This is a genomic window from Agarivorans sp. D1326 (assembly GCF_056958115.1).
In genome coordinates, this window is the sequence record NZ_JBTWEN010000002.1 from 113,730 (window position 1) to 128,598 (window position 14,869).

The 14,869-nt window shown below is 42.8% G+C and carries 12 protein-coding genes; 5 read left to right on the plus strand and 7 right to left on the minus strand.

All coding sequences use genetic code 11. The features are described 5' to 3' along the window. The first annotated feature begins 49 nt into the window (after positions 1–49). Together asnS and ACYFDN_RS04355 are read left to right on the plus strand one after the other, a co-directional pair. Positions 50–1,450, plus strand: a complete 1,401-nt coding sequence (gene asnS / locus ACYFDN_RS04350) for an asparagine--tRNA ligase (protein ID WP_483510106.1) — start codon at positions 50–52, stop codon at positions 1,448–1,450. Between the two features lie 190 nt (positions 1,451–1,640). Beyond that, complete coding sequence (locus tag ACYFDN_RS04355) at positions 1,641–2,321, plus strand: DUF3334 family protein (RefSeq protein WP_016403276.1); 681 nt, start codon at positions 1,641–1,643, stop codon at positions 2,319–2,321. Here ACYFDN_RS04355 and ACYFDN_RS04360 read toward each other — a convergent pair. The 3 genes from ACYFDN_RS04360 to ACYFDN_RS04370 form a co-directional block, all read right to left on the minus strand. Continuing rightward, positions 2,318–2,932, minus strand: a complete 615-nt coding sequence (locus tag ACYFDN_RS04360; protein WP_483510107.1) for a DsbA family protein — start codon at positions 2,930–2,932, stop codon at positions 2,318–2,320. The genes ACYFDN_RS04355 and ACYFDN_RS04360 overlap by 4 nt on opposite strands. A gap of 6 nt (positions 2,933–2,938) precedes the next feature. Then, positions 2,939–3,478, minus strand: coding sequence for an NAD(P)H nitroreductase (locus ACYFDN_RS04365; protein ID WP_016403278.1), 540 nt, complete (start codon positions 3,476–3,478; stop codon positions 2,939–2,941). Positions 3,479–3,688: 210 nt separating this feature from the next. Next, positions 3,689–5,710, minus strand: coding sequence for an oxidoreductase (locus ACYFDN_RS04370; RefSeq protein ID WP_483510108.1), 2,022 nt, complete (start codon positions 5,708–5,710; stop codon positions 3,689–3,691). Positions 5,711–5,866: 156 nt separating this feature from the next. On the opposite strand from ACYFDN_RS04370, the gene sppA reads away from it, so the two are divergent. Continuing rightward, positions 5,867–7,693, plus strand: a complete 1,827-nt coding sequence (sppA, locus tag ACYFDN_RS04375) for a signal peptide peptidase SppA (protein WP_483510109.1) — start codon at positions 5,867–5,869, stop codon at positions 7,691–7,693. Positions 7,694–7,776: 83 nt separating this feature from the next. After that, complete coding sequence (gene ansA, locus ACYFDN_RS04380) at positions 7,777–8,787, plus strand: asparaginase (protein ID WP_152782837.1); 1,011 nt, start codon at positions 7,777–7,779, stop codon at positions 8,785–8,787. Here the strand turns inward: ansA and ACYFDN_RS04385 are convergent. Further along, positions 8,784–9,065: a YeaC family protein gene (locus ACYFDN_RS04385; RefSeq protein WP_483510110.1), complete on the minus strand. Its 282-nt coding sequence runs from the start codon at positions 9,063–9,065 to the stop codon at positions 8,784–8,786. The two genes, ansA and ACYFDN_RS04385, sit on opposite strands and share 4 nt — an antisense overlap. A 168-nt stretch (positions 9,066–9,233) precedes the next feature. Between ACYFDN_RS04385 and ACYFDN_RS04390 the strand changes: the two genes are divergently transcribed. Then, positions 9,234–10,061 (plus strand): DUF2989 domain-containing protein, encoded by an 828-nt coding sequence (locus ACYFDN_RS04390; protein WP_016403284.1) that lies wholly within the window; start codon positions 9,234–9,236, stop codon positions 10,059–10,061. 8 nt (positions 10,062–10,069) lie between these two features. Here the strand turns inward: ACYFDN_RS04390 and msrB are convergent, their stop codons facing one another. From msrB to glgB, 3 genes are read right to left on the minus strand one after another with little or no spacing between them, the layout of a single operon-like run. Then, positions 10,070–10,462 carry a peptide-methionine (R)-S-oxide reductase MsrB gene (msrB, locus tag ACYFDN_RS04395; protein ID WP_483510111.1) on the minus strand — a complete coding sequence of 131 codons (393 nt, stop codon included), beginning with the start codon at positions 10,460–10,462 and terminating at the stop codon, positions 10,070–10,072. Continuing rightward, positions 10,459–12,558, minus strand: a complete 2,100-nt coding sequence (gene glgX / locus ACYFDN_RS04400) for a glycogen debranching protein GlgX (RefSeq protein WP_483510112.1) — start codon at positions 12,556–12,558, stop codon at positions 10,459–10,461. The genes msrB and glgX overlap by 4 nt, the downstream gene beginning before the upstream one ends. A gap of 49 nt (positions 12,559–12,607) precedes the next feature. After that, the gene (gene glgB / locus ACYFDN_RS04405; protein ID WP_483510113.1) at positions 12,608–14,818 is read right to left on the minus strand and encodes a 1,4-alpha-glucan branching protein GlgB; all 2,211 of its coding nucleotides are present in this window, start codon (positions 14,816–14,818) and stop codon (positions 12,608–12,610) included. Between the last annotated feature and the right edge of the window lie 51 nt (positions 14,819–14,869).

Sequence of the window (14,869 nt, forward strand, 5' to 3'; positions counted from 1 at the left end):
TTGGTCACCTTACAATATTAGCACTATCAAATCGGAGCAGTTGTTTGCTATGACGCATTCTTCAGTGACAGACGTTTTGGGCGGAAAGTTCAGCGTTGGTCAACAAGTAACAATTAAGGGTTGGATCCGCACTCGTCGTGATTCAAAAGCAGGTCTTTCTTTCTTAGCCATTCACGACGGTTCATGTTTCGACGCCGTTCAAGCTGTGGCACCTAATACCCTAGCCAATTATGAGAATGATGTCGTTAAACTAACTGCCGGCTGTTCGGTTGTAGTAACTGGTGAAGTTGTTGAATCACCGGGTAAAGGCCAATCATTTGAAATTCAAGCTACAGAAGTTGAAGTGCTTGGTTGGGTAGAAAATCCAGACAGCTACCCAATGTCGGCAAAACGCCACAGCATCGAGTACTTACGTGAACACGCTCACTTACGCCCTCGTACAAATGTAATTGGCGCGGTAACCCGTGTACGTAACTGTTTATCACAAGCTATTCACCGCTTTTACCACGAACAAGGTTATGTTTGGGTAAGCACGCCAATTATTACCGGTAGTGATACCGAAGGCGCTGGTGAAATGTTCCGTGTATCTACACTAGACATGAACAACCTACCGCTAAGTGATAAAGGCGATATTGACTATCAACAAGACTTTTTTGGTAAAGAAACCTTCTTAACAGTATCTGGTCAGTTGAATGCTGAAACCTACGCTTGTGCCTTGTCTAAAGTGTATACCTTTGGTCCAACTTTCCGCGCCGAAAACTCAAACACTAGCCGTCACTTGGCTGAGTTTTGGATGGTTGAACCTGAAGTGGCCTTTGCTGACTTAGAAGACGTAGCAAAATTGGCAGAAGACATGTTGAAGTATGTATTCAAAGCGGTTCTTGATGAGCGTATGGACGACATGAACTTCTTTGCCCAACGTATCAACAAAGAAGCTATTAGCCGTTTAGAGAACTTTGTAAGTGCCGATTTTGCACAGGTAGACTATACCGATGCAATTCAAATCCTTAAGGATAGCGGCAAGAAGTTTGAGTACGACGTAGAATGGGGCATCGATATGTCTTCAGAGCACGAGCGTTACTTGGCAGAAGAACACTTTAAAGCGCCAGTGGTAGTTAAAAACTACCCTAAAGACATTAAGGCGTTTTACATGCGCCAGAATGACGACGGTAAAACTGTAGCAGCGATGGACGTTCTAGCACCAGGCATTGGCGAAATCATTGGCGGTAGCCAACGTGAAGAGCGTTTAGACGTGCTAGACGCCCGTTTACTAGAGCTAGACCTTAATAAAGATGACTACTCTTGGTACCGCGACCTGCGTCGTTACGGCACTGTACCGCACTCAGGCTTTGGTTTAGGTTTCGAGCGCTTAGTATCTTACGTAACTGGCGTAAGCAATATTCGTGACGTAATACCGTTCCCTCGCGCACCTAAAAATGCCGAATACTAATATTTAGTTAATCACTAAATATCGCTAAAAGCCTCAATCTATTTGAGGCTTTTTTATTTCTAGATCATCCTCACACTCGAACTCTTTGCTGCATATAGCTTAGCAATCAAAGCTATACAGCTTTGTATTCATCATCCATACTTAAGCCCATTACCACGGCGCGGCCGGGAAGTAGTTAAAAAGGATTTACATGAAAAAATTAAAAGTTGTAACCACTGAAGACGTATTACTTACCTTGTGTAACTCGGTAACCAATGTATTAAGCAAGGCTACCACCAGTGAAATTAAATATTCAGCCATGGTGCAAAAGATAAACAAGACTTGTTTAAAGCCTGATATTGGCTGTTTTGTTCTGTTTGATGGCGGTTTCTCTGGTTTAGTGGTTATTAACTTTACGGCCGATGCGGCCATGGAGATTTATCGCAATTACATGCTTCACATGGGGATCCCAGAATCGGAACTCGCACAACAACATACTGCCGACGAAGTGGGCAATGTGATGGGTGAATTAATGAATCAAATGGTGGGTTACTTTACGGGCGTTATCGGTAAAGAATTGCAAACCTCTCTCACTCAAAACCAACCCAAAATGCTGGCTTTAAACAAGCAAGTTTTAATCTCAATTGATACTAACTTGGACCGGCCTCAAGCTAGACGAGTAACCTTCACTACCGCTAAGAACAACATCTTCTATCTTGAACTAGCCATGGACAAAACTGAGTTCATTAAACTTCATGAGTTTGAAACAGAAGATGATGTTGATCCAGATGATCTTATCGAGCAAGCCGCTACACAGAAGAAAGCAGAGCAAGAGCCAAAAGACGTAGCACAAACCATTGATCAAGACTTACTTGACGAGCTAGGTATTTAAGCCAGTAACTGTTGAATATGCTCAAGGCTTGCTTGGGCATCTTTATAATTTAAACCTACTGAATGAAAGTGATTATCCTTCTCTAGCACTAAAGATGGGAAACCTTGAATAGGCAAGCTTCGAGCAAACTCAATTTCTTCGAGTAAATTGGCATTGAGTTTTTCACTGCTAATATCAGCCTTAAAGCTCTCTATTTCTATGTTTATTCCTTCAGCTAAATTAATTAATACAGATAGATCTGAAGGATTTTTTGCGTCTAAATAATAAGCCTGCTGAATAGCAATTATCATTGCTCTCTCAGCACCCTGTTGTTTTGCGGCAAGAACTGCTCGATTGGCTGGATATGTAGAACGCCTTGGGGTATTTAGTTCCCAAAACTGGTAATTGAATTGAGTCCCCAATTGATTGGCAATTTTCCGCCAAGTTTGCTGCAAAAAAGCCTGCATCTCTGTAGGCATTTCAAGATCTGAGTCGGGCGCTAAACCACCGAGTAAATACACCAACTCGATATTGCTAGGCAATATCTGCTCAAGTTCTAGCAATGTTGGCTTATAACCCCAGCACCAAGAGCACATAGGGTCATGAACGTAATACAGTCGGTTTTTAGCCATAAGTATTTACAACCACGTGACATAGTCTTTGAATGGTAATTCCCTTGGCTTCGCTACCTTAGTTTGTGGGCTACCTAGATAGAGAAAACCAACAATTGATTCATGTTCGGCTAAACCAAGTTCATGATTTACAATTGAGCTATACGCCATAGGCCCAGTTCGCCAAATACCATTATACCCTTGGGCATAGGCTGCCATTTGCATGGCATGCACAGCACAACCGGCCGACAGTACTTGTTCAATCTCAGGTACCTTTGAATGGGTTTTGGGTGAGGCAATGACAATAGTTATTAACGGAGCACGAAACGGCATGGTTTTCGCTTTTTCTGCATCGCCCTCTTCTGCTAGTGCTGCTTGTTCAAAAATTCCCGCAAGCTTTGATAGGCCTTCACCACTAACATGAATAAAACGCCAAGGACTTAAGCCTCCATGGTCAGGAGCTCTAAGGCCAGCGTTCCAAATGGTTTCCAGCTCTGCACCTTCTGGTGCTGGTGCAGCTAAACGCGCGCAAGAGTGACGATTTAGTAATAAATCTAAGGCTTTCATTGTTTTCCTTAACCACTTAAATATAGCGCCATTGTGCGCGAATTATGCTAAAAGTAAAGCCAAGTACCCGCAGGTTTAGGCGCTTTTGAAATGGTTTTAGAGCGGCATCAACATTTAAACAAAATACGTCAACAGCAACTCAAGCAGTTGCAAGATTGGGTAAAACAAAACCCCAAGCAAACAGCTGCTCTCGTTCAGCATTGGCTTAAGTTAAATAAGCGCCGCTAGTTCAGCACCTTGGCGAATAGCACGCTTGGCATCAAGCTCTGCTGCTACATCTGCTCCACCGATAAGGTGAGAGTTAACACCCAACGCTGTTAAATCATCATGCAAGGTTCTTAAGGGCTCTTGTCCAGCGCAAACCACCACATGGTCAACTTCAAGAATCGAGTCTTCACCGTTGACAGAAATATGTAGGCCTTGATCATCTACTTTTTTGTACTCAACGCCTGCTAGCATCTCTACTTGATTTTTCTTCAAGGTTTCTCGATGGATCCAGCCGGTAGTTTTACCCAAGTTTTTACCCACTTTACTGGCTTTACGTTGACATAAATACACCTTACGTAAAGCAGGATGATTGTTGTGCTCTTTTAATCCGCCGGCTTCTGCCATGCTGCTATCTATTCCCCAATTATCAAGCCAACGTCCAACATTGGTTGATAGCGAAGGCTTCTGCTCAACCAAAAACTCGGCAACATCGAAGCCTATTCCGCCTGCGCCAATAATCGCGACTCGCTCTCCTACTTCTTTATGGTCTCTTAATACATCCAAGTAGTTATAAACTTTATCGTGCTCAATGCCCTCTATCGGAGGGGTTCTTGGAGAAATACCGGTAGCTATTACGACTTCATCGGCGTTTAAGCCTGCTAACATTGGCGCATCAACCTTAGTTTCTAATTCAACCTTAATGTTTAGCTGTTTAATTCTATTGGCAAAATAGCGTAAGGTTTCGTAGAACTCTTCCTTGCCAGGAATCTGCTTGGCATAGTTAAATTGGCCACCTATCTGAGAACCTTGATCGTAGATGGTAACGGAATGACCACGCTCCGCAGCATAACAAGAAAATGCCAGTCCGGCAGGCCCTGCTCCCACAACAGCGATAGTTTTACTGCTTGAGTCTTTTTCGAAGGTAAGCTCTGTTTCATAACAGGCTTGCGGATTAACTAAGCAACTCGCTCGCTGTTGTTTAAAGACATGATCCAAACAAGCTTGGTTACAGCCAATACAGGTATTTATTAGAGCCGCTTGATTATTTTTGGCTTTTTCTACAAACATGGGATCAGCTAACAATGGCCTTGCCATGGAAACCATATCAGCTTGCCCTGACCGCAATATGTTCTCTGCTACATCGGGTGTATTAATTCGGTTTACTGCAACCATGGGGATACTAACGTGTTGCTTTATCTTTTCTGTTACCCAAGCAAAGGCTGCTCGTGGCACACTGGTGGCAATGGTTGGTACACGCGCTTCGTGCCAACCAATACCAGTATTTAGAATAGTTACCCCGGCTTGTTCAAGTGCTTTAGCTAGGGTGACAACTTCGTCATAAGTGCTGCCTTTTTCAACCAAATCTAACATCGACAGACGAAATACAATGATAAAATCGTCTCCAACGGCAGCGCGTGTTTTCTTAACAATTTCTAAGGGAAATTTAATACGATTTTGGTAACTGCCTCCCCAACCATCACTACGCTGGTTAGTGCGTGAGCAAATAAACTGATTAATTAGGTACCCTTCAGAGCCCATAATTTCGACACCATCGTAACCGGCTTTTTTAGCCAATTTTGCGCTGTTGGCAAAATCTTTAATGGTGTTTTTTATTTGCCGCTCGCTCATAGCTTTAGGTTTAAAGGGGGAAATGGGCGCTTTAAACTTACTAGCACTAACATTAAATGGATGGTAGCCGTATCGACCAGCATGCAATATTTGCAGGGCGATTTTTCCGCCCTCTTTATGCACCGCGTCGGTAATAGTGCGATGCTTTTTTACTTGCCAAGGAAAACTTAACTGGCAGCCGTTTGGCGCTAAGCGACCTCTAAAATTAGGGGCGATGCCACCGGTAACAATTAAACCTACTCCACCTTTTGCTCTTAGTGCATAAAAGGCGGCAAGTTTTTCGAAACCACCCTTCTCTTCTTCTAAACCAGTATGCATAGACCCCATTAAAACCCGGCTTTGCAATTGTGTAAAACCTAAGTCTAATGGCGCTAGTAAATGGGGGTACTTGGTCATCTGTGTAACCTCAATCCATGGTTAATGTTATGAAACTGTTAATAGAGTATACAAACCAAACCTTTGTTTCAAACATTTGTTTAAATATTTGCAGGTGCCTGTTTTATATGACTATGGTAACGTTTAGTTATTGTTGAGATTATTAAGTGACCCACAGTGTTTAAATTAATTAAGAACATATTTCGCTTTTTCTGGCGAACCTTAAACTTCATACGCTCTCTATTAGTTAATTTGTTTCTGTTGTTTATGGTTGTGATGGTCATCATTGCATTAAGCAGTGTTACTCAAGAACCCGTTGAACCGCCGAGTGCTGCACCTCTAAGGATTGTGTTAGATGGGCAGATAGTAGAACAGCGCCAACGTGTTAACCCGATGGCCGAGCTAAGTAACGAATTATTAGGTAATAACACAGAAAAAGAGATTGACCTGCACAATGTGGTTAAAGCTATTGATGAAGCCAGGATTGATAGCAACATTACCGGATTAGTGTTAGAGCTTGGTGCAATGCCAAATACCAGCCAAACTAAATTAGCAATTATTGGCAAAGCCTTAAAAAGATTTAAAGACAGCGACAAACCCATCATTGCTTATGCCGACTACTATGACCAGCACCAATACTATTTAGCCAGTTTTGCAGATCAGTTATTACTGAATCCAAAAGGCGCTGTGTTGATGCGTGGTATGAACTCACGTCGTTTGTTTTTTAAAGATGCCATCGACAAGTTAGATATCACCACCCACGTGTTTCGTGTAGGAACCCACAAATCGTTTGTTGAGCCTTACCTACGCAACGATATGTCTGATGAAGCAAAACAAGATTTAGCGCGTTGGATGGACCAATTGTGGTCAGCTTATCTAACTACCGTTGCTAACAACCGTCAACTATCGGTCAATCACCTTCTGCCTGAACCATCGGCTTTGCTAGCGCGATTAAAAACAGTAGATGGCAACGGGGCAAGATATGCTGAAAAATTTGGTTTAGTTGACCAGTTAACTACCCGCGCTCAGGCTAAACAAATATTAGTGGATACTTTTGGTGAAAATGACGAAGGTGATAGCTATCAAGCTCGCCATTATGCAGAATATCTGCAAAACGTTGCAGATGAACCTTCTAGTGAAAACAAAATCGCCCTCATAGTTGCCCAAGGCGCCATTGTTGGAGGCCGCGGACAAGAAAAGGTAATTGCAGCCGACACCGTATTAGCCCAGCTCAATCAAGTATTGGATGATGAGCAGATCAAAGCAGTAGTGATGCGCGTAGATAGCCCTGGTGGAAGCGCATTTGCCTCAGAGCTTATCCGTGAAAAATTACAGCAAATCCAAGAACAGGGAATTCCTGTAGTTGTTTCCATGGGCAGCGTAGCAGCTAGTGGTGGCTATTGGATATCATCAACTGCGGATCAAATTTTTGCTAGCCCCACAACCATTACTGGTTCTATAGGTATTTTTGGTATGTTTGCCACCTTAGAAAATGCCTTAGCCAAACTAGGCATAAGCAGCGATGGTTATGCAACCAGCCCACTGGCTGAGATTAGCCCGTTCCAGCCCTTACCAAAAGAGTTGGCCGAGATTATTCAACTTAATGTTGAACATGGATATCACGACTTTTTATCGCTAGTGTCTGCAGGACGAGACATTCCATTATCTGACATGGAAAAGATCGCCGAAGGACGAATTTGGACTGGCCAAGACGCGCTAAACAACGGCTTAGTTGACCAACTAGGGGATTTAAACGACGCAATTGATTACGCAGCGAGTATAAACGAGTTGGATTCTTACCAAGTAGAAACTTTAACCCCTCCGCTTAATCCAAGAGAGCGCTTAATTGCCCAATTCTTTGACAGTCAAATCAGTGCCGCGCTAGCTAATGCTGTTCCTAATTGGCAGTTGTTTAACCAAGTTGCTGAACAAGCGCCTGCAATAGACAAGTTTAGCGACCCACTTGGTCAATACAGCTTCTGTGCGGTATGTGAACAATTTTAAGCCAAACTAAATAAACAAAAACGGCTAATTACTTTAGACAAACATCAGACTATAATTTCACAAATTCTTTGAATTATAGTCTGATGAATCGAAAATCAATATATATTGCTTATACTGGCGGTACCATAGGCATGCAACGTAGCGAAAGAGGCTACGTGCCTGTTGCCGGTTTCATGCGCGATTGCCTAGAGGCGATGCCAGAGTTCAAACGCGATGAAATGCCCGAATTCACGGTACATGAGTTTTCTCCCCTAATAGATTCCGCAGATATGGATCCGCAGCATTGGCAATTAATTGCTGAGGATATACAAGCCAACTACGAAAAATACGATGGCTTTGTAGTGCTGCACGGCACCGACACTATGGCTTACACAGCATCAGCCCTATCCTTTATGCTGGAGAACTTAAGCAAACCGGTAATTGTTACTGGTTCGCAAATTCCACTTAGTGAATTGCGTTCAGATGGGCAAACCAACTTACTAAATGCCTTATACCTAGCGGCGTATTACCCAGTTCATGAAGTATGCTTATTCTTTAACAACAAGCTGTTAAGGGGAAACAGAAGCACTAAAGCGCATGCGGACGGTTTCGATGCCTTTATGTCGCCTAATTTCCCGCCGTTGTTAAAGGCTGGGATTGATATTGAAGTTATCACAGGGCAAGTTCGACCAACAGGGATTAGCGCTCTGCAAATAAGTCCCATTGTGCCGCAGCCTATAGGAGTGGTTAGCCTTTACCCTGGCATCTCAACTGAAGTTATTGGCAATTTGCTACTTCAACCTGTTAAGGCGTTAATACTGCTAAGTTACGGTGTAGGTAATGCTCCACAACATCAATCCATGTTAGAGCAATTACAAGAAGCCAGCGATAGAGGCATTATTGTTATTAACCTTAGCCAATGTTTAACCGGTAAAGTAAACATGGGCGGTTATGCTACTGGCAATGCGTTAGCGAAAGCTGGAGTGGTAAGTGGTGGCGATATGACTACCGAAGCAGCACTGGCCAAATTACATTACTTGCTAAGTAAGAACCTACCTAGCCAGCGAATTCGTGAGTTACTTTGCCAAGACATTCGAGGCGAAATCTCTATTTAACTGTCATTCTGAGGAACACTAATAATAGTTTGGTCCTCTTTGTACTGACGTTTCAACTCTTGTTTGGATTTCATGACTAACCCACCATCAGTTCCCACGGTAAAATGTTGGGGCTGATGGTTATGTTTAGACTGATACAAGATAACCATTTGCTGGGTATGATCTCGTTGCTCATCAGTTACTGGCTTGCCATCAGGCCAGCGACCAGTTTCAACCGCCGTTAGCATATTCTGGTAAATCTCAGGGCTAATTGCAGCTAACAATTTATCTACATCCATTTATCACTCCTATAATGTTATGGGAACACTAACAAACCGACACAACACTGCCAAGCTATATTCTGACCACTTAACTTAACTGGGCAAATTAGGAGAAGCTATATGGAAAATATTTGTGGTAATCTTACCCCAATAAAGCATTGTTTAAATTGAATTCAGGGAAATGATTTGTCTTTAGTAAAGCCATTTGGCTATAGCTTTTTTTTAGCACTACCTCTAGTACTAAGTGGTTGCGATTCGGGATTTGATTTATTCGGCTTTGGTAGCCGCTCTGTTAAAAGTATTTGTAAAAATAACCCAGAATTGTGCGAAGACTTAAATCGCGATGGCTGGTGTAAAAAAGAGCGCAATGGGGTAATCATTAGCCGCTTCAATGAAATGAATGAAGCGAGTGAAATAAACCAATACCAGCTCATTAAAAACTACCGAGACTATAATTTTTGCATAGAGCTAGCAGCCAGCATTGAACCTAAATACGACAAGTCTCGTAAAACTCAACGAGTAATCGGCCTACTAACTTCACTTGAAGAGCTCGAGCGCCTAGAAGCAGAAACTAAAGAGTCTAACTACCCATTTTTGTCTATGTATCACTGGACACAGTTTCGCGATCAAGCAGCTGGAGAACGCTTTCTTGCGCTTGAGGGAACAGATCAACTTAATCACCCCGATTTACAGTGGACATTAGCTATTTACTACAGTGGCAAAGACGCTAAAAAGACTATCAACATCCTGCAAAATTCCTTTAAGTTGTTTGGTGAGGAAGAAACAATACCTGCCAAATATGCAGAAGCGATTACCTCCCAATACATGACCCTAAAAGATTACCGACATGCCTATTTGTGGGCTCAAGTTGCGGCCTTATTCGAAGATCATAGCAAGCAAGACTACTCCGGTCTTAACCACAAGTTAAAGCTTTCAGAAGAACAGCAGAAAGTATTGAAGGAAGAAGCCGGTATCATCTTTAAGCAAATAGAAAAAAGACAATACCGTTTATAGTTGCGAGTTTACTCAGCAGTAAAATCTAGAGCGACTGAATTAATACAGTAGCGCTCTCCTGTCTCGGTAGGGCCATCGTTAAATACATGGCCCAAATGCGCATCACACTGGCTACAGCGCACTTCGATCCGCTCCATATTCTGACTTTGGTCTCTTACAAAAGTAACGACTCTACTCTCTGCAATCTTATCAAAACTCGGCCAGCCACAACCTGAATCAAACTTTGATTCAGAGTTAAATAGCGCCTGATTGCAGCAAATACAATGATAGACACCTTGCTGTTTATTGTGTAGCAAAGTCCCAGAAAATGGACGTTCTGTGGCTCCCTTTCGAGTTACTTGGTAAGCCATTTCACCTAACAAGGCATGCCATTCTTGCTCGTCTTTTACAATCTTACTCACGATTTTACTTGTTCCAACAATAACATTGATTTTGCTTTAAGTTTGACACTACTTACGCCCCGAAGTTTCTTTTCGAATATGGCTTGCTCATTTGCGGTATCCATTTGCTGACACCAAATTGATTTACCCTCGGCTGTTGGGATCACAAAGTCAATTTCATGAGAACTGGCATTTATAATCCATAACCAACGCTCTTTGGATTCTCGAAGGTTTCTTACTTCAACTGCCACAGCCCAACCGTGCGATTGATGCCAGTCTTCTTGGTGCATATTTTCACCATCGTGACGATACCAACGCACTCCATGTAATTGTGAATGGCATTTCTCGTAACTGTCATTTTCCAGCTGCAAATAATGAAAAACACGAGAACGTTTGCGCAGTGCCATAAGTTGCTGACAAAAGTTTAGGAACTGTTGTTGATCACGGTCCAAACTCCAATCAAACCAGCTTATTTCATTGTTTTGACAGTACGCGTTGTTATTGCCTTGCTGAGTTCGGCTAAGTTCATCACCACCAAGAAAATGCGGTACACCTTGAGATAACATTAGCGTTGCGAGTAAATTGCGCTTTTGTTTACGACGTAAGGCCAAAACCTTTTTGTCTTTAGTTCGCCCTTCTTCACCATAGTTGGCTGAAATATTATGGCCGTGGCCATCGCGGTTCTCTTCACCATTTGCATGGTTATGACGTTGCTCATAGCTAACTAAGTCTTCTAAAGTGAAACCATCGTGATAACAAATATAGTTAACGCTAGTATGAATACTTCTGCGGCTGGCTAAAAACAGATCACGCGACCCCATAATACGAGTCGCCATTTCGCCCAATAAGCCATGCTCACCTTTCCAGAAGCCACGGCTGGTATCCCTAAATCGATCATTACACTCCATCCAGCGTTCAGGGAAGTGACCTAATTGATAACCATTAGGGCCGATGTCCCAAGGTTCTGCGATCATCTTCGCCTGAGACAATATAGGATCTTGAGCCACCGCTTTAAAAAATGCAGCTTGACTGGTGTAATGGTTATTCTCGCGGCCAAGGCTAACTGCTAAATCGAAACGAAAGCCGTCTACCTGCATCTCATCAACCCAATAGCGCAAGCTATCAAGCACTAGTCTCAAACTAACCGGGTGATCTAAACTAACGCTGTTACCACAACCGGTATTGTTGGCGTAACGGCTATAGTCTGGGCTATCTCCAATCTGTTCAAATAGGTAGTAATGTTTGTTATCTAAACCTCTGTAACACAAGGTTGGGCCATCATCACCAGACTCTGCAGTGTGGTTAAACACCACATCCAAAATCACCTCAATCCCATTTCTATGCAGCTCACGCACCATGGTTTTGAACTCAATCAAGGCATTTGATTTAGCATAACGCGGCTCTGGCGCCATAAATAATATTGGGTTATACCCCCAATAGTTACTTAAACCTAAGCCTTTTAATCTGGGTTCAGACATAAACGCAGCTGTAGGTAACAACTGAACAGAGGTAATACCTAAATCTTTTAGGTGCTTAATACTAGCGCTATCAGATACACCTAAATAGCTACCACGGTGTTGCTCTGTGACTTGGGTATTTAACTTACTAAACCCTCTAACATGAGTTTCGTATAACACCATATCTTGGCGATCTACATTAGGTTTAGTCACACCTTGCCAATCAAATAGATCATCACAAACAATACACTTAGGTATTAAGTCTGCATTATCTTCTTGGTAAGCTTTGCTATCCCATATTAGTGGACGAGAAATGGCTTTTGCGTAAGGGTCTAAAATGAGTTTTCTAGGATCGAACCAATTGCCGTGCTCGGGTTGATAAGCACCAAAAACACGATAGCCGTAATATTGATTGGCCTTGATACCCTTCACATAACCAAAACGGATACCGCCTTGCTTACCAGGTAAGACTAGGCGCGCAACTTCATTTTCATGTTCGTCGAATAAGCACAGCTCGATATGCTTCGCATCGCCGGCATGAATGGCAAAATTACAACCATTTTCGTCGAGAGTAGCGCCGAGAGGATAGTCCCTTCCAGGGGAAACCTGAAAATGACTCAGGCTAAAAGGTAAAGGCTTTAATTGACTTCTTGTAGACATGCAAACCTTATTACCCCCTCGCTCCAGCGAGGGGGTATAAACAATGTATTTAATCTACTTTGATTAAATACAATGTTGATAGCGGTGGCAAGTTTAAAATCACAGAATTTTCGCGACCGTGGCTAGCAACGGATTCAGATTGGAATTCAATTCCTGCATCGTAGTTGCCGCCCCAGTACATTTCTGAATCTGAGTTCAAAATGATGCGGTAACGACCTTGCTCTGGCACAGCCAAACGGTAGTTATCACGAGGAACTGGGGTAAAGTTACTCACAACAATTACTTTTTGTTGACTATTTAAGGCATTACGCTGGAATACCAACACACTTTTTTCCCAATCGTCGTGATCAATCCACTCAAAACCTTGATTGTCATAATCACCTTCAAACATCGCTGGGTGCTCGCGATACACTTTGTTTAGCTGTTTAACTAACTCTTGCTGCCCTTTGTGTTTAGGATATTCCAGTACATTCCACTCAAGGCTTGAATCGTGATTCCACTCGCTAGCTTGTGCAATCTCGTTACCCATAAAGTTTAGTTTTTTACCCGGATGCGCATACATAAATGCAGTGTAAGCACGCAGGTTAGCGGCTTGTTGCCATTCATCACCCGGCATTTTCCCTAGCAATGAGCCCTTACCGTGAACGACTTCATCATGTGAAATAGGCAATACAAAGTTCTCGTCATAGTTATAAACCATGGCGAAGGTAATTTCGTTGTGGTGATACTTTCTAAATGCAGGATCTTTTTGCATATAAGTTAAAGAGTCATGCATCCAACCCATATTCCACTTAAATCCAAAGCCTAAGCCGCCGGTAAATGTAGGGCGAGAAACACCCGCAAATGCCGTTGATTCTTCTGCTATGGTCATAGCATGTGGGTACTGGCGATAAACTTCTTCGTTGAACCATTTTAGTAAGCTAATAGCTTCGTAATTATGATTCCCACCATCTACATTTGGTACCCACTCGCCTTCTTCTCGTGAGTAATCCCAGTAAAGCATTGATGCTACTGCATCTACTCGCAAACCATCTACATGGAATTTATCTAACCAGATTAGAGCACTGGCAACTAAGAATTGGCGTACGGTATCGCGGCCAAAGTCATAGATGTATGAATTCCAATCGTTGTGCCAACCACGGCGTGGGTCTTCATATTCGTATAAATGCGTGCCATCAAATTGGGCTAATCCGTGAGAGTCACTTGGGAAGTGCGCAGGAACCCAATCAACAATAACACCAATACCATTTTGGTGGCATTGGTCGACTAAGAATTTAAAGTCATCCGGATTGCCAAATCTGCTCGTTGGAGCGAACAAACCGATAGGCTGGTAACCCCAAGAACCATCGAATGGGAACTCGGAAATAGGCAATACTTCAATGTGAGTGTAACCCATCTCTTTGACGTACTGGACCAACTCAACAGCTAGTTCACGATAGCTCAAATAGTTGTTGCCGGTGGCCTCAACTTTGCGGCGCCAAGAACCAAGATGCACTTCATATATGCTCATTGGTTGGTGACGCTTATCGTTATTTTGAGAGCGTATCCACTCTTCGTCATTCCACTGATATTGGTCATGGTCCCAAACCACAGAGGCAAATGACGGGTACTGCTCAGAGCTAAAACCTACAGGATCAGTTTTATGTGGCAGCGAGTGACCATGACGATCTTTTAATTCGTACTTGTACTTGGTACCAGAATCTAATCCTGGAACAAACAGCACCCAATGGCCATCTAGTGAACGCTGCATAGGCAGGCGACGACCATCCCAATGGTTAAAATCGCCAATTAAACTCACACTTGAAGCACTAGGCGCATACACACCAAAACGAACCCCCTTTACTTGAACGCCGTCCACTTCAATGGTTTTAACTTGTGCACCTAACACCTGGTAAAGGTTTTGCGGCGCGTGAGTCATTGTGGCTAAGCCATCATAAGCTAGGTCGGTAAATTGATAAGGGTCTACTACGGTTAGTTTGCTGTCTGTATATTCAACTTCTAACTGGTAAGCAAAGTGCTCTTCAGCATCAAACACTAATTCGAAAAGGCCTTGAGGAGATAACTGGCCCATAGTTCCCAAAACTTCGCCATTTAGCGACATCACAGTTATCGCTTTTGCATCAGGTTGCCAAGCCCTTAACACCAAGCCTTTACCTTTGGCTTTTGCGTTTAAACCCAGAGCATTAAATGGCTCACTTAAACGCACGCTGGACAATTGTTGAACTAATTTAGAAACCTGAGAAGACAAAGATTGTTTCATTATGTACTTACCTTAACGTCCTGAGAATAAGGGGATTTGGTCATTAATGCT